Source organism: Micromonospora sp. DT231 (assembly GCF_049847025.1).
In the GTDB taxonomy this organism is placed as follows: Bacteria; Actinomycetota; Actinomycetes; order Mycobacteriales; family Micromonosporaceae; genus Micromonospora.
Genome location: NZ_JBNCNO010000002.1, coordinates 269,530 through 284,578, shown reverse-complemented (window position 1 = coordinate 284,578; position 15,049 = coordinate 269,530). Strand labels below are relative to the sequence as shown.

At 71.9% G+C, this 15,049-nt stretch carries 14 protein-coding genes; 5 read left to right on the top strand and 9 right to left on the bottom strand.

All coding sequences use genetic code 11. From position 1 onward, the window contains the following. Positions 1–54: 54 nt before the first annotated feature. Positions 55–1,611 carry a S8 family peptidase gene (locus ACPXBU_RS06115; protein ID WP_425757029.1) on the bottom strand — a complete coding sequence of 519 codons (1,557 nt, stop codon included), beginning with the start codon at positions 1,609–1,611 and terminating at the stop codon, positions 55–57. 215 nt (positions 1,612–1,826) lie between these two features. Here ACPXBU_RS06115 and ACPXBU_RS06110 point away from each other — a divergent pair, with 215 nt between their 5' ends. Continuing rightward, positions 1,827–2,426 (top strand): hypothetical protein, encoded by a 600-nt coding sequence (locus ACPXBU_RS06110; protein WP_425757027.1) that lies wholly within the window; start codon positions 1,827–1,829, stop codon positions 2,424–2,426. On the opposite strand, the gene ACPXBU_RS06105 is transcribed toward ACPXBU_RS06110, so the two are convergent. From ACPXBU_RS06105 to ACPXBU_RS06095, 3 genes are all read right to left on the bottom strand, one after another. Beyond that, positions 2,394–2,783 carry a hypothetical protein gene (locus ACPXBU_RS06105; protein ID WP_393365164.1) on the bottom strand — a complete coding sequence of 130 codons (390 nt, stop codon included), beginning with the start codon at positions 2,781–2,783 and terminating at the stop codon, positions 2,394–2,396. The genes ACPXBU_RS06110 and ACPXBU_RS06105 overlap by 33 nt on opposite strands. Before the next feature lie 209 nt (positions 2,784–2,992). Continuing rightward, positions 2,993–3,214, bottom strand: coding sequence for a DUF397 domain-containing protein (locus ACPXBU_RS06100; protein ID WP_425757025.1), 222 nt, complete (start codon positions 3,212–3,214; stop codon positions 2,993–2,995). Beyond that, positions 3,184–4,065 (bottom strand): helix-turn-helix domain-containing protein, encoded by an 882-nt coding sequence (locus tag ACPXBU_RS06095; RefSeq protein WP_357243174.1) that lies wholly within the window; start codon positions 4,063–4,065, stop codon positions 3,184–3,186. Before ACPXBU_RS06095 ends, ACPXBU_RS06100 begins: the two co-directional genes overlap by 31 nt. A gap of 626 nt (positions 4,066–4,691) precedes the next feature. Here ACPXBU_RS06095 and ACPXBU_RS06090 point away from each other — a divergent pair. Further along, positions 4,692–4,976 (top strand): hypothetical protein, encoded by a 285-nt coding sequence (locus ACPXBU_RS06090; RefSeq protein WP_425757022.1) that lies wholly within the window; start codon positions 4,692–4,694, stop codon positions 4,974–4,976. A 98-nt stretch (positions 4,977–5,074) separates the two neighbouring features. Then, positions 5,075–5,542: a hypothetical protein gene (locus tag ACPXBU_RS06085; protein ID WP_425757020.1), complete on the top strand. Its 468-nt coding sequence runs from the start codon at positions 5,075–5,077 to the stop codon at positions 5,540–5,542. A gap of 7 nt (positions 5,543–5,549) precedes the next feature. Here ACPXBU_RS06085 and ACPXBU_RS06080 read toward each other — a convergent pair whose 3' ends face one another. Together ACPXBU_RS06080 and ACPXBU_RS06075 are read right to left on the bottom strand one after the other, a co-directional pair. After that, a complete protein-coding gene (locus ACPXBU_RS06080; protein ID WP_425757019.1) occupies positions 5,550–6,485 on the bottom strand; it encodes a PASTA domain-containing protein in 936 nt (311 codons plus the stop codon). Positions 6,486–6,642: 157 nt separating this feature from the next. Beyond that, positions 6,643–7,326, bottom strand: coding sequence for a PASTA domain-containing protein (locus ACPXBU_RS06075; protein ID WP_425757017.1), 684 nt, complete (start codon positions 7,324–7,326; stop codon positions 6,643–6,645). Between the two features lie 126 nt (positions 7,327–7,452). Here ACPXBU_RS06075 and ACPXBU_RS06070 point away from each other — a divergent pair, with 126 nt between their 5' ends. Further along, on the top strand, positions 7,453–8,907 hold the full coding sequence (locus ACPXBU_RS06070) for a hypothetical protein (protein ID WP_425757015.1): 1,455 nt from the start codon (positions 7,453–7,455) through the stop codon (positions 8,905–8,907). 147 nt (positions 8,908–9,054) lie between these two features. Here the strand turns inward: ACPXBU_RS06070 and ACPXBU_RS06065 are convergent, their stop codons facing one another. Both ACPXBU_RS06065 and ACPXBU_RS06060 read right to left on the bottom strand, forming a co-directional pair. After that, positions 9,055–10,533, bottom strand: a complete 1,479-nt coding sequence (locus ACPXBU_RS06065) for a glutamate--cysteine ligase (RefSeq protein ID WP_425757014.1) — start codon at positions 10,531–10,533, stop codon at positions 9,055–9,057. A gap of 294 nt (positions 10,534–10,827) precedes the next feature. Further along, complete coding sequence (locus tag ACPXBU_RS06060; RefSeq protein WP_393365150.1) at positions 10,828–11,409, bottom strand: YceI family protein; 582 nt, start codon at positions 11,407–11,409, stop codon at positions 10,828–10,830. A 99-nt stretch (positions 11,410–11,508) separates the two neighbouring features. Here ACPXBU_RS06060 and ACPXBU_RS06055 point away from each other — a divergent pair, with 99 nt between their 5' ends. Further along, on the top strand, positions 11,509–12,015 hold the full coding sequence (locus ACPXBU_RS06055) for a MarR family winged helix-turn-helix transcriptional regulator (RefSeq protein WP_393365148.1): 507 nt from the start codon (positions 11,509–11,511) through the stop codon (positions 12,013–12,015). A gap of 275 nt (positions 12,016–12,290) precedes the next feature. On the opposite strand, the gene ACPXBU_RS06050 is transcribed toward ACPXBU_RS06055, so the two are convergent. Beyond that, positions 12,291–14,981 carry an ATP-binding protein gene (locus ACPXBU_RS06050; protein ID WP_425757011.1) on the bottom strand — a complete coding sequence of 897 codons (2,691 nt, stop codon included), beginning with the start codon at positions 14,979–14,981 and terminating at the stop codon, positions 12,291–12,293. Between the last annotated feature and the right edge of the window lie 68 nt (positions 14,982–15,049).

Sequence of the window (15,049 nt, the reverse complement as noted above, 5' to 3'; positions counted from 1 at the left end):
ACGGCACGAGGCCCCACCCGGTCCACCGGATGGGGCCTCGGTCGGGTCAGACGGTCAGACGGTCAGGGTCCAGGTGTTGATGTAGCCGGTGTCGGCCGAGTAGGTGTCCCGCACCTGGAGCCGCCAGATGCCGTCGGCGGCCTCACCGGAGACGTTCACCGAGTAGGTGGCGTTCACGTTGTCGGCGCTGTCCGAGGTGCTGCTGTTCTTCAGCCGGTACGCGCTGCCGTCCGGGGCGAGCAGGTCGATGACCAGGTCACCGCGGTAGGTGTGGACGATGTTCACCGCGACGGTGGAGGCCGACGAGGCGTTGCGTCCGCAGCCGGAGATGGTGATGGAGCTGGTCACCGCCGCGCCGGCGTCCGGGATCGACACGTCGGAGCCGTTGGTGCCGGTGCAGCCGGTGGGCGGCGGCGGGGTGCTGCCGGTGCCCACGTAGAGCAGCAGGTTCGGTGAGCCCGAGCCGGGGTTGCCGACCACGTTGGCCGTCGCGTTGGCCACCAGTTGGTTGCGGACCTGCGCCGGCGTCCAGCTCGGGTTGGCGCTGGCCACCAGGGCCGCCGCTCCGACCACGTGCGGAGTGGCCATCGAGGTGCCGCTGATCGTGTTTGTCGCGGTGTTGCTGTTGTACCAGGCCGAGGTGATCGACGAGCCCGGCGCGAAGAGGTCCAGGCAGGTGCCGACGTTGGAGAACGACGAGCGGGCGTCCGAGCTGGTCGTCGAGCCCACCGTGATGGCCTCCGTGGTACGTGCCGGCGAGGTGTTGCACGCGTTCGCGCCGTTGTCGTTGCCGGCCGCCAGGCCGTACGTCACTCCCGAGGCGATCGAGTTACGCACCGCGTTGTCGAGTGAGGTGTTCGCGCCGCCGCCGAGGCTCATGTTCGCCACCGCCGGCTTGATCGCGTTCGCGGTGACCCAGTCGACGCCAGCGATCACGCCGGCGTTGGTGCCGCTGCCGGAGCAGTTCAGCACCCGTACGCCGACGATCTGGACGGCCTTGGCCACCCCGTAGCTGGACCCGCCGACGGTGCCGGCGACGTGGGTGCCGTGCCCGTTGCAGTCATCGGCGGACCCGCCGTCGACGGCGTCGTAGCCGGAGGTGGCCCGGCCGCCGAAGTCGTTGTGGGAGAACCGGATGCCGGTGTCGATGATGTAGGCGTGCACGTTGCTCGCCGTGTTGGGGTAGGTGTAGGAGCTGTCCAGCGGCAGGTTGCGCTGGTCGATCCGGTCCAGGCCCCAGGAGGGCGGGTTGGCCTGCGTGCCGGAGATGGACACGGTGTGGTTCTGCTCGACGTACGCCACCGCCGGGTCGGCCGCGATCCGCGCCGCCGCGCTCGCGCTCACCGTGACCTCGAAACCGCGCAGCGCCGCGCCGTAGGTGCGGGCCACCGTGCCGCCGTGGCGGCCGGAGAGCCGCTTCGCGGTGTCGCCGACCCGGTCCCGGGCCACGGCGCTGTCCTTGAGAACGACGATGTAGCTGTCCGGCACGGCGGTGGCTCCGCCGGCGGCCCTGACCACACCGACAGGTTCGGCGGCCAGGGCTGGCGTGCCGACGGCAAGCACCGTCGCCATGGCCACCCCGACCAGTACGGACCTTCGTGGAAGACCCATCTCCAACCTCCCTCTGACCGGTGGCGGAACGTGACCACCGGTCCCAACATCAATCGACTATCGCCGATCTAGCTGAGGGTAAGTCAGCGACCGGGCCATTGGACATGCCGGATCATCCATATCTCCGTGCGATGACCCCTACGGGCCGGGCGTCCGGGCTGAACGGGGGACCGGCCCGGATTCGCTCCGCCGTGATTCGGGAAAGACTCTCGAACATGGAGAGTCACCTCACCATCCTGCTTCCGATCGCCGCCGTCTGGCTGGCTGCCGGCGTCGTCGCCGACGGGCTTCCCCGGCTGCGCAACACCCGCATGCTGCGCCGGCGTACCGGATGGTTGCTGGTGCTGGCCCTCACCGGCGTGGCGCTCACCGCGGCCGTGCTCGGCGGCGGTCTGCTCAGTGCCGGCAGCGCGCCTGTCGACCGCGCCGCCGCCGGGCTCTCCCTGGCCGCCGGTCCGGCGCTGGTGACGACGGTCTGCTCCCTACGGCGGATCCGCCGGCTGCGGGCCGGGGCGGGCGCGTTCGCAAGCGCTCCCGGCACGCCCGCGCCACACGGGCTGCGCGCCGCCGCGGCCCACCCACTCGTCGGCCTGCCGCTCCAGGTGACCGCCCTGGCCACGGCGCCGGCGGTGATCGCGGCGATCGGCACCGACCTCGGAGCCGACCCGGGGGTCACCGGACCGGCGATCACCGTGGGCGCGCTCGCGGTGATCGCCATCGGGGTCCGGCACGCGCTACGGCACAGCCGGTTCGCCGAGCGGGCACAGCCCGCCGCTCCGCGATCAGCGCGGACGGCCGGCCCCCTGCACGTATAGCAGTTCCAGGATCGCCCTGGTCGCCTCGAACCAGCGGTCCAGCCACTCCGACGACGGCAGGCTGCCCTTCGGCGGCAACTCCATCAGCAGACCGCGGAGCAGCGGATGGTCGGCCAGCGAGCCGCTGGGCTCCATCGGCCAGCCGGTGGGCGGAAACGACGGCTCCACAAGCGGGTTCGGGTCCAGCGAGGGCAGTGAGAGCGCCTCGGGGGCCGACGTGTCCCGCCCGCCGATCTCCTGGTCGGTCGACACCACCTCGGTCAACACGCTGTCCCGACGCGCTCCGCGGTACTTACCACCGAACCGCTCCGGTTTGGCCGCACCGCTGGTGAGATTGTCTGACCCGATCGTCGTCATCCGTCTCGCCTACCTCGCTCGGTTGCCGGTCGGTGCGACGGGTCGTCGACCTGCGCCGTACCGACCAGTTCAACGAGACGGGCGGCCTGTGGCGACGGGAATCCCGGCGGAACCTCGCCGGCCCTTCCCGGCCCGCCCGGACCGCCCCGGACACGGCAAGGCCTCCGTCCGGATCCGGATCCGGACGGAGGCCTCAGTTGACCACTCGGTCAGACCGCGTCGAACGCACCGCCTCGGGTGCCGCCGACGAAGGCGTGCCAGTCACTCGGTGCGAAAACCAGGGCCGGGCCCGCCTTGTCCTTCGAGTCCCGCACTCCGACCGCCCCCGTCACGTACGCCACCTCCACGCAGTTGTCACAGTTCGGCCCGCTCTTCGAGCTCTTGAACCATGCTGCCTGCGTCAGGTCCACGGGGAACCCTTTGGTCGCCATTTCCACAACGGCTCCTCTGCCAGTTTTGCGATGTGTGCGACGGACTCCTCTGGACGTATGGCCGCAGCGCGGATGTGATCGAAGATGAAGCTGTACTTCTGCAGTTCGTCGCTCTTCTCGAGGAAAAGCCCACCCGTGGCGTTCTCCGCGTACACAACATCCGGATCACCGGGCTCAGGGAAGCTGAGGATCGTGAAGGTGCCGTCCATGCCGGCGTGCGCGCCCACCTCGAAGGGCAGGATCTGCAACGTCACGTTCGGCAACTCGGCCACCTCGACCAACCGCTTGAGTTGGCCACGCATCACCTCGTCCCCGCCTACCGGCCGACGTACCACCGCCTCATCGAGTACCACCCACAGATCGACCGGATCGTCCTGGGTCAATAACGACTGACGGCCCAGACGGACACGCACCCTCTGGTGGACCTGATCGGCGGTGAAGTCCGGCCGAGCCGCGCGGATCATCGCCCCGGCGTACTCCTCGGTCTCCAGAAGGCCCGGCACGACCTGCTGTTCGTACGCCCGGATCGAACTCGCCGCCGCCTCCAGCCCGACGTACGCGCCGACGAGCACCGTGCTGTACGGATGCCACCAGCCCTTCTGTCGGGCCTCGCGCGCGATCTGCACGAGTTCGTCGCTCTCGGCACCGACCACCCCGTAGATCCGCAGCATGTCCCGGACGTCGCGCGGGGTGGCGGTGGTGTGCCCGGTCTCGATCCGGGAGACCTTCGACGCCGAGCACTCCAACTGCTCGGCGACCATCTCGATGGTGATCCCGGCGGACTCACGCTGGCGGCGCAGCTCGGCACCGAGCCGCCGCCTTCTGATTGTGGGACTGCGCCGCTCACTCATCGCGCAACCCGTGAGTCGCTGATCCCCGCCGCTGGTTGCTCGACCCCACCCGGGCTACCTCCGGTCGACGCGCCACTGGCTGACACCCGCCGGGGGCGCGACCGTCGTCCGGCGAGCGTTCGCGACGAAGGGGGTGGTGCCGGTCCTCGGCCGGCCGCGACGGGCGAAACCGGCTCCCAGTGTGCCGTCCGTACGCGGAAGGCTTCAATAGGCCTTTCGCGGGACTCGCTCACGTATCGGCAAAAGTCGACGTGCAACTTGCATGAAGCACGTCCCTCATGCACTCTGTCCGTATGGCACGGGTTACTCAGCGTCTCGACCCGCTTCCTCGCAGTGGTGACCCCACCGAGGCGAGGAAGCCCGGCACGACGCGGGCCCAGCAGGCACAACCGAGACCTGCTCCGGGGTAATGACCCCGCCGCTGCAAGCCGGCAAGCTGCGGCGGCGGGCGCGGTTCCCGGCAGCATCCGGGTGGTGGTCGGGTGGCGGCACGCCACCAGCGAGGTACGGCCCGACCATCACCATCCGCACCACCGGTTCACGAGGCACGACCCCGTCACCGGCCGAGACGTCCCCCGTTCAGGCACCGCCGGCACAGTCGCCGGCCATCCTCCCCAGGAGCCCATGTGCTTCCCCGCACCGGTGACGTACTGCTCGTGACTCGCGCGGCGAGTGTCCAGTTCCTCAGGCCCATCAAGTTCCGGGTGATCCGGGTGCTGGACTGGCCCACCTACGACGGTTGGCTCTGGCTCGACGGCTACGAGCTGAACGCCGCGGGCGACGCGGTCACCCGACGATCGATCTTCGTCCAGCGCGACGGGCTGGAGCGGCTACAGGCAGCCCCCGAGCCCCGCCCGCACACCGTACGGGCCCGGCGACCGGTCACCCGTACCCCGCTCCGGGTCGGCTGACCGACGCGATCCGCCGCCGGTGGGCGTGCCGTCGCCATAGAATTGGTACGCCCACCCCGGCACCGTTCCACCCGCGCGTCCAGGACCCTGACCCTGGGATGGTCATGGTCAATCAGCCCGCCCTGCGGCGGCACCACCGCTCCCGTATCGCCTATGTCTGTGGACTGCTCGCTCTCCTCGGGGCGATGGTCACCGTCCTGGTCCTCGCCCGCGACCCGGCGATGTCGTCCACCCGCCTGACCACACCGGTGCCCGCACCGGAGATCACCGTGGTCGACGACCACCCGCCGACGGACGACGATCCACCGGCAGCCGAGGAATCCGACTGGCTCGGCGCCGACGCCCGGGGCAACCGTGCCGGCGTCACCGAGCCGACCGGGTCGGTGACCGGCGGCGGTGCCGGCGGCGAGCAGCAGCAGCAGCAGCAGCAGCAGCTCAGCGAAGCGGCTCCGGCCGGGAACACCGCGACGGACACCCGCCGCTCCCTGTTCTGGTCCGGGATCTTCGGCCTCGCCATCTCACTGGCCGGCCTCGGCCTGGTCGGCACCCGCCGGCGATTGTGGTGACCACAGGTCAGGGCGTACCGGTCACCGTCGGGCTCGGCGCCGTCGGGCTCACGTCCGTCGAGGGCCGGGCCTGGGAGATGATCAACAGCACCTCGTCCTCGGTCGACACCGGAGTGCCAGTTCCCGGCTCGGTGCCCACCACGGTCCCGGGCGGCAGCTCCGACGGCCGGTACACCACCTCGTAGGCAAGGCCGAGCCGGCTCAGCAACCCCTCGGCGGTGGCCTGCGGCAGGCCGGCGAGCGGCGGCACCGGCACCTCGACCGGCGCGCTGCTGGGCGGCGGGCTGCTCGGTGCCTCGCTTGTCGGCGCGGCCGAGGTGGGGGGAGCGCTTGTCGGCGCGGCACTTGTGGCACTGGCCGGCGGGACGGACGGGGTGGAGTCCGGATCGTCCCGGTCGTCATCCTGCTTGGCGAGCACCAGCCAGAGCGCCCCGCCGAGCAGGCCGGCGAGCAGCAGCGCGAGAACACCCCACAGGATCGGGAGCCACCACCGGCGGGCGCCCTGCTCCTCGACGTACCACTCTCCGGCTTCGTCCGGCCGGGGCGGCCGGACCTCGGCCCGTCCCGACCACGACGGCACGGCCGACCGCTCGACGGGCAGCCGTGTCGTCTGGTCGGCGGGTGGCCGCGTCGTTTCGTCGGCGGGTGGCCGCGTCGTCTGGTCGGCGGGTGGGGTCGGAGCGGGCGGCGTGGCCGCTGGCGTCGGGGCGGGCGGCGTGCCCGGACGGCCCGGCGGGGTCGCTGCGGGACTGTCGATCGGCATGGTCTGGTCCGGTGACCCGGCGGAACGAGCCGGGCCAGTCCGGTCGATCGGCGCCGTCTCGTCCGGCCCGCTCGTGGGTCTGGTCGGTTGCGGCGGCTCCGCCCGGTCGGCGGCCGGTGGCAGTGGGCGGGTCCGGTCGTCGTGCTCGCCGGCGGGAGGCTCCTGGCGGTCGTCGCTCATCGCACGTCCTTTCCCGAACCGGACGGGCGTCATGGCCCTCGACCGTCAACCTAGTCGCCCAACCGGCCGGCGGTGGGGATCAGCGGGCCGAGCCGCGCCGGTCACGGGCACGTCGCGCCTCCTCGGCCACGACGACGATCGACTCACCAGCCACAGCTCAGGGGGAGGGCTTCACCGTCGGTTGTTCGGGTGCGCCGGCACCACACCAGATGCTGACCTCGTCGTTCCACCGGGCCGAGCCGCCCTCGACCGGCTCCTGCCGGGCGACCTTTCCACTACGGCCGCTTATGTACCGCGGGTACAGACCCTCGTCGATCAATTTGTCGACGGCTTTGGCGCAGTCCTTTCCGACCACGTCCGGCACCTCCGCCGCCGGCGCTGGCCCAGCCACCTGAAGCTCCACAGTCGTACCCCGGGACACCGCGGTTCCCACGGGCGGTGCGGCGCTCTCGACACTGCTACCGGCTCCGCCGCCGAAGACCAACCGCCAACCCAGCCGTCGCTCGCGCAGCATCTCCCGGGCCTGTACGAAGTCGACGCCGAGAACCGGTGGCACGGTCAGGCCGGTTCCCTTGGTCGGCGCGGCGGAGGTCCGGACGGCCGACGGCGTGGCCCGACCGGTGCTCGGCCGAGCCGCGGTGGCGCGGCTGGTCGGCGGGCCGGTCGTGGTCGCCACGGCCAGCGGATCCCCCTGGGACCCGTCCCCATCGCCGGCCAGCAGCCAGCCGCCGGTCGCGCCGATCGCGGCGAGCAGCACAACGGCCAACCCACCACCCAGCCACATGCTGGCCCGGCTCGCGCCGCCCGCGGCATCCTGCGGGCCCGTGCTCGTGTCCGTCATACCGCCCACCGCCTCATCACCGGCGACCGTACCGTCCGCCGCCCAATCCGCCGCACCGACTGTCGGTCCGTACCGGCGGGTCGTTGCGACTCGCCGCGCCGACGACGGGACGTTACGCTGCCCGGCATGGCCAGACAGGGCTGGGGAGTGTCGATCGCGACCGCGATCGGAATCGCTGCCGGCGCGGGCGCCGCGCAACTGGGCTTCGGCTACGGACTCGGCGTCATCACCTGGACGCCCACCGAAGCGGGCGCCAGCGACACGGCCTGGGCCGACGGCCTCGCCTGGGCCACCTGGCTCGCCGCCAGCTCGACCGTCCTCGGCGCGGTCTGTGCGCAGCGGCTCCAGCAACGTGGCGCGCCGACGACGGCCGAACCGCCGCTGACCGGCCCGACAGCAGCCGAGTTTTCCGACTCGGCGACCGCCATGGATCCACCTGCCGCCGACCGGCCCGGCCCGGAGCCGACGGACGGCCAATCGCCGCAGGTGACCGACGCGGCGTCCGCCGACCGAGACGGCCTGCTGCGGCGGGTGGTCCTGGCGCTCAGCGCCGGGATCGGCGGCCTGGTCACCGTGCTGCTGATCGCCGTGCCGGCGCGGGTCGCGACCGGTGCCGACACCGGGGCGCCGCAACGGACCGCCGCCGTGCAGGCGACGCTGGGCATCCTGATCGGCGTGCTCGTCGCCGGCTGGGCGCTTCGGTCCCGGGCCGCCGCGATCAACGTGACCGCGACCGCCGCCTGGCTCTGGCTGCTCGCGGTGGTCTCGGTGATCGACGGGGTACGCGTCGGACGCGGGCTGACAGGTGCCCAACTCGGCACCTGGCACTTCGATCCGGACCACCCGCGGTACTGGATCTCCGACCAGCTCTACTGGCCCGGCGCGCTGTTGGCACTCGTGCCCGCGCTGCTGATCGGCGTGCTGGCCGCCCGGCGGACGGCCCGGTCGGCCGGGCACCGCGTCGGGGCCGCGGCCTCCGGCGCTGCCGGCCCGGTGCTTGTCGCGCTCGCCTACCTGACCACCCTGCCGCACTGGTCGACGCTGGGCCCCACGCAGCTCTCCACCCAACTGATCGCCCCGTACGCGGTGATCGCGGGGATCGGCGGCTCGATGCTGGCCGCTGTCCTCGCCGATCGTGGCGAGCGGAGTCGGGCTGCCCACCGGAGCGCCTCTGCCACAGCGCGGAAACCCGAGGCACACCCCGCAGTTCAGGCCGACTCGACGCAGGTCACCCTCGACGGGCCGACCCCTCGGACCGATCCGGCTCCGAACGCCGAGTCCGACTCCGAGCCGTCGACCTCCCGCTCGTCCATCGCCACCCCGGGTCGACGCGGCAGGACCGACGCCGCACCCCGGGCAACCACGACAGGCGCCGCACCGGCTGCGGACGCCACGCCAGGCGCGGATGCCACGCGAGGCGCGGACGCCACGCCAGGCGCGGACGCCACCCCGTGGGTGCCCGCACCGAGGGTGCCCGCACCGCGCACCGAACCATCCACCTCCGCCCTCGCAGAGGATCCGACACCAAGCGCCCGCCGCACCCGCGCATCCCGCCGATCCACCCGCCCCACCTCCGACTAACCCCCGGCCCGCGCCCCGCCCCGCGCCCACCCCCGAGCGCGTCGATCATGAGGTTGTAGCCATCCGGCACGGCGTGTCGCGCCTATAACCTCATGATCGACGCGCTCGGGGGTGGGGGTGGGGGGTGGTGGGGTGGGGTGGGGTGGGTTAGGGGACTGGCCAGGTGTGGACGGGTTCGTTGGCTCGTTGGAGATCCGCGTAGCGCTGGACCATGTGGTGCAGCGCGGCCGACCGGTCCATGCCGTGCCGCCGCTCCGCCGACCACACCGCCTCGGTCTGCCAGACGGCTCCGTTGCGGCCGGTACGGCAGCGTTGCTCGATGATGCCGAGCAGCCGGTCCCGTTGCGCCGGGGCGACGCCGAAGCCGTCCAGGCCGGCGGCGGCGGTGGGCAGCAGCCGCTCCAGCACCAGCTTGGTCACCGGCACGTCGCCGAGCCCGGGCCAGTGCAGCACGGCGTCGAGGCCGCGTCGGGCGGCGGCTTGGAAGTTCTCCTCGGCGGAGGAGAAGGTGAGTTGGCTCCAGATCGGGCGGTCCTCCTCGGCCAGACCCCGCGCCAGCCCGAAGTAGAAGGCCGCGTTGGCGAGCATGTCCACCACCGTCGGGCCGGCCGGCAGCACCCGGTTCTCCACTCGCAGGTGCGGACGGCCGTCCATGATGTCGTAGACCGGGCGGTTCCACCGGTAGACCGTGCCGTTGTGCAGTCTCAACTCCCCGAGCTGCGGCACACCGCCGGCATGCAGCACCTCCACCGGGTCCTCGTCCTCGCAGATCGGCAGCAGCGGCGGAAAATACCTGACGTTCTCCTCGAAGAGATCGAAGATCGAGGTGATCCACCGTTCGCCGAACCACACCCGGGGCCGTACGCCCTGGGCTTTGAGCTCGTCGGGGCGAGTGTCGGTGGCCTGCTGGAACAGGGCGATCCGGGTCTCGGCCCACAGTTGACGCCCGTACAGGAAGGGGCTGTTCGCCCCGACCGCGACCTGCACCCCGGCGATGGCCTGGGAGGCGTTCCAGTAGTCGGCGAAGCTGTCCGGTGCGACCTGAAGGTGGAACTGGAGGCTTGTGCAGGCAGCCTCGGGGGCGATCGAGTCGGTGTGTGTCCGTAACTGCTCGACGCCACGGATGTCCAGCTCGATGTCCTCGCCGCGGGCGCCGACGATCTGGTCGTTGAGCACCCGATAGCGCTCGTTCGTGGAGAGGTTGTCCTCGACCAGGTGCCCCTCGGTGAGGGTGGGCAGGATCCCGACCAGGACGATCTTCGCGTCGGACTTGGCGGCGCGTTCGTCGGCCCGGGAGAGGCTGCCGCGCAGGTCGTGTTCGTAGTCGGCGAAGCCGGTGCCCTCGATCAGTCGGGGTTCGGCGTTGAGTTCCAGGTTGAACTGTCCCAGCTCGGTCTGGAACAGCGGGTCGGCGATGTCGGCGAGGATCTCCTCGTTGCGCATCGCCGGTTCGGCCGCCGAGTCGACCAGGTTGAGCTCGATCTCCAGGCCGGTCATCGGCCGGTCGGCGTCGAAACCGAAGTCGTCCAACATGAGGGCGAAGACGTCCAGGCACCGTCGCACCTTCTGCCGGTAGCGGACGCGCTCATCCCGGGTGAAGGCGCCCTGCGCGACGTCCTTGCCCATGTGTCCTCCCGACAGCCGGCGCGGTCGGGATTCTTCCTCCCGGAAAGCGCATTGTGAACCCTTCACGGTAAGAGCGCCCACCTGACCGGGCCAGAGGCCGACGTCGGTGATCCGACATCGATCGGGGCGGGCGCACTCGTGGCGCCATCTGTACCCCGTTCGACGGAGCGACCGACGCGATGGCGGGCGAGCCGCCCGTGACAAATACCACGAGGTCGGCGTCGGAGGCGGAGACGACACCGGGCCCGCGCCGACGTGCGGCGTGGGCCCGGGGTACGGGTGCTGCGGGGCAGATCAGGCCTGGCGTACGGCCTCGCCCTCGATCTCGATCTTGATCTTGCGGCTGACCAGCACGCCCCCGGTCTCCAGGGCGACGTTCCAGGTCAGGCCGAACTCCTCGCGGTCGATCTCGGTGCTCGCGGAGAAACCGAAGATGTCCTGACCGAACGGGCTGCGGCCGACACCCTCGAACTCCACCTCCAGCTCGACCGGCCGGGTGACGTCCTTGATGCTGAGCTCACCGGTGAGCACGAACTCGCTGCCACGACGGGACTTGACCCCGGTGCTGCGGAACTCGAGCGTCGGGAACTTCTCGGAGTCCAGGAACTCGGGGCTGCGCAGGTGCGCGTCCCGGTCGGTCTGGGTGGTGTCGATGCTGGCCGCCTGGATGGTCGCGACGACCGACGACTGCAGTGGGTCCTCGCCGATGGTGATGGTGGCGGTCGCCTCCTTGAACTCACCGCGCACCTTGCTCACCATCATGTGTCGTGCGACGAAGCCCACCCGCTTGTGCGCCACGTCGAGGGCGTAGGTGCCAGCCGCCGGGATGGTGAGACCGTCCCAATCGCGGGTAACCGCATCGATGCTGCTGGTCATGCTGCTGTCCTCCAGGAGATTGTTTAGTAGCCCAACGACTGCTGTAGCAAATATAGTCGCAACAACATTCCCTCTGTCAAGTACTGGTAGGATTAACGAGTGACCAACGTCTTCGACGATCCCCGGATCACCGCCGTCGGCCTGCTCTTCGAGGCACACGCCGGGCTGTCAGCCCGGTTCAACGCCCAATTCGAGGAGCACGGCCTCTCCGCGGTCGAGTTCGAGGTCATCACCCGACTGGCCCGCTCGCCGGGCAACCAACTACGAATGACCGACCTGGCCGCGCAGACCTCGTTGTCGACGAGCGGCGTGACCCGCGTGGTGGACCGGATGGAACGTGACGGGTTGCTCATCCGCCGGGCCTGCCCGAACGACAGGCGCAGCTCGTACGCCGTGGTCACCGCCGCCGGGATGCAACGTCTGAACGAGACGCTACCCGGGCATCTCCAGATGATCGAGCAGTGGTTCACCGGCCAACTCGACCCGGAGGCGCTGGCAGCCCTGCTCGACGGGCTGCGCCGGGTGCGCGACGCCGCGCATCCGTGCGCCACCGCCGGCAGCGACGACATCAGCCCCGAGCAGGAGGCCGCCGCCACCCGGCCCTGAGCCTCCGGGATCGACGGTTGCCAGCACCGGCAGAAAGACCGGCAGAACTGCGCCAGCCAAGCCGGAGAATTCCACCAAACCCGACGTTCCGCTCTCGTGGGGGTGGCAGGCTTCCCGCACCGGGGATCACCGGGGGGTGACGGCGCGGGCGAACAGCGAGGGGTAGCACCAAGGGGGCTCTTCGTCCGCGCCACTCTCACCACGCCCACGCCCACGCCCACGCCCACGCCCACGCACCGGCACGGGCACGGGCACGGGCACGGGCACCGGCCCTCCTACGGCGCTTCCGGTCCGCTCCGGGCGGCCGTCAGCGCGTAGAGCAGTCCCGATTCCTGCGGCAGCAGTCGAATGCCGCTCTCCTCGCAGACCCGTTCCAGCCGCTCGAGGACCGCCGGGTCCGCGGTGCTCGCGGCCAGCCCGACAAGAGCCTCCACCACGTCTCGGCGCTCCTGACCTCTGGCGTCGGCAGCGGCGGCGAACCACTCGGCGGCCAACTCACGGTCGCCCCGGTGCAGCGCAAGATTCCCCTCGATCAACGCACCGAGCCCCGCCTCCGGCCCGCCGGCCGACAGCGCCGCGTCCTCCGAGCGTTGGCGCGGTATCACGGCCCGCCGAGCCGGCACTCGCGGTGATTCGGCCGCCGCCGCCTCAGCAGCCCCCGCACGCAGCTCGGTGAGCACCTCGGTCGCCTCCGCGGCACGCCCGTCCTGGGCGAGCGCCAACCCGATCTTCCCAAGCACCCGGCGGCGTCGCCTCGGATCACCCAGCTCGGACAACGCCGCGAGCGTCCGCCGGCCCTGGTCGACGGCGTCTGCGTACCAGCCCTCCAGGCGGGCGACCTCGGCCCGACTGGCCCAGGCCAGCACCCGAAGGCGCTGCTCTCCGCTCTCGGCGGCGAGCCGGTCCACCGCGGCGAGCCGGCGACGGGCGGCGGCCAGGTCACCGGTCCGGATCTCGTGCCAGGCAAGACTGTTCTGGGCCACCGCCAGATCCCGGGTACGTCCGTTCCGGGCGGCCAACCGCAGCGCCGTCTCGGCCTGCTCGCGAGCCTCGTCCTGCCCACCGACGTCGATCAGCAGGGTGCCGAGGACGCTTCGTGCCTCCAGCTCCCCGGTGACATCGCCGACCTGTTGGAAGATCTCCAACGCCGTACGCGCCGTCGACAGTTCCTCGGCGCCCGCACCGTGCTCGACCGCGAGCCGGGCAATCCCCAGCGCGCCCCAGGCACGCAGGATCGGATCGGCGTCGGCGGTCCGCGGGTCCGCCAGCAGCCGCCGCAACCACTGTCGCCCGGCGACGTCGCGCCCACGGAACCGCCACCAGCGGGTCAGGCACGCGGCCAGCCGCAGCGCGGTGAGCGGGTCGTCGGTGGTCGCGTGGGCCAGCGACGAGCTGATGTCACTGCTCATCTCGTCCAGTCGGTGCACCGCGTCGGGCTGCCGGGGGCCGACCAGATCACCCGCCGTCCGCGCCACCAGGCGCGCGATCACCTCGGCGTGCCGACGCCTGATGCAGGTCAACTCACCCGCCCCGGCCGCCTGCTCGACGGCGTAGTCGCGGACCGCGTCGAGCAGCCGGAACCGGAACTGCCCGGTGCCGCGTACGCTCAGCAGCCCCAGCTCGACGAGCCGGTCCAGCAGCGGAACGGGGTCGATCGCCACCGTGCCGTCCCGGTCGGCCTTGTCGCCGAGCATCTCCTCGGCCAACTCCACCGACCAGCGGTCGCCGAACACGGCGAGCTGCCGCAGCGCTGCCCGCTCGTCGGGTGCCAGCAACCGGTAGCTGGTCGCCACCGCGTCCCGCAGGGTGACCGACACCGCCGCCGAGGCGGGGTCCGACTCGCTGGCATGACGGGTACGCGCGTCCGGGGCGTCCCAGCCGGGCCGGGCCGCCGGATCGGCGGGAGTGGCGAGGTCGAGCACGCGGTCGCCGTACCTGTCGAGCAGTTCGGTGAGGTCGAGCAGTCGGCCCCGGGCGGCCATCAGCTCGATGGCCAGCGGCAGCCCTCCCAGCCTGCGAACCAGCGCGACGAGCGCGGGCAGCTCGTCGGGGGTGGGCGGCTCCCGGCGGACCTGAGCCAGTCGGGAGGTGAACAACGCGACCGCCGGCCACGATTCGAGCGTGGCCGCTCCCGCGCGTTCGGCGCCCGGTGGCGGCACGTCGAGCGGCGCGACCGGCCAGACCCTCTCGCCGGACAGTCCGACCGGGTGCCGACCGGTGACCAGCACCCGCAACGAGGGCACGGCACCGAGCAGCCGGTGCAGCGTCGTGGCGGCCGGACCCGGCGCGTGCTCCACCGCGTCCAGCACCAGCAGCGCCGGCCGTCCGGCGAGCCGGGCCACGAGTTCCGGCAGCCGGGCCGCGCTCAGTCCGGCCATCGAGGCGGCGAACACGTCCGGCCCGTCCGCGCCCTCCGCCACAAGGACTCCGGCCACACCGCCCGGGTGGGCGACGGCCACCAGGTGTGCCACCGCCGTCGCCAGCGCGGTCTTGCCGACGCCGGCCAACCCGACGAGGCTCACCAGCCGAGGCCCACGCTTTGCGGTCAGCATCTCGGCCAGCTCGGTGAGGTCGCGTTCCCGGCCGACGAGCGCGACCGGCGGCGGAAGTGTGACCGGCGGGTTGGTGGCCGCCGCGAGCGCTGTCGTCTGGTCACCGATCCCGAGCGCGGGCGGGGTGGTGTCCGGCCGGGGTGAGTCAGCGCCGGAGGGGCCGCGGGCGGCGGCCAGGAACGCCGCCCGGCTGGCGCCGGTCAGCGCCAACGCCGTGGCGAGCAACTCGACGGTGGTGCGTTGCGGCCGGACCGAACGGCCCCGCTCCAGGTCACGCACCGTCCGCACACCCACCCCGGCACGGGACGCCAGCTCGGCCTGGGTCAGGCCGGCGGCACGTCGATGCCCGCGGAGCAGCTCCGGCAGGGAGGTACGACCAGCCGGGCTCCGCGACCGATCATGATCCGGAGTCATGGCCACGAAGAGTACGGATGGACTACGACCGTCGGCAGCCGAACGTCGGGCTACCGACGCCCGTTCGC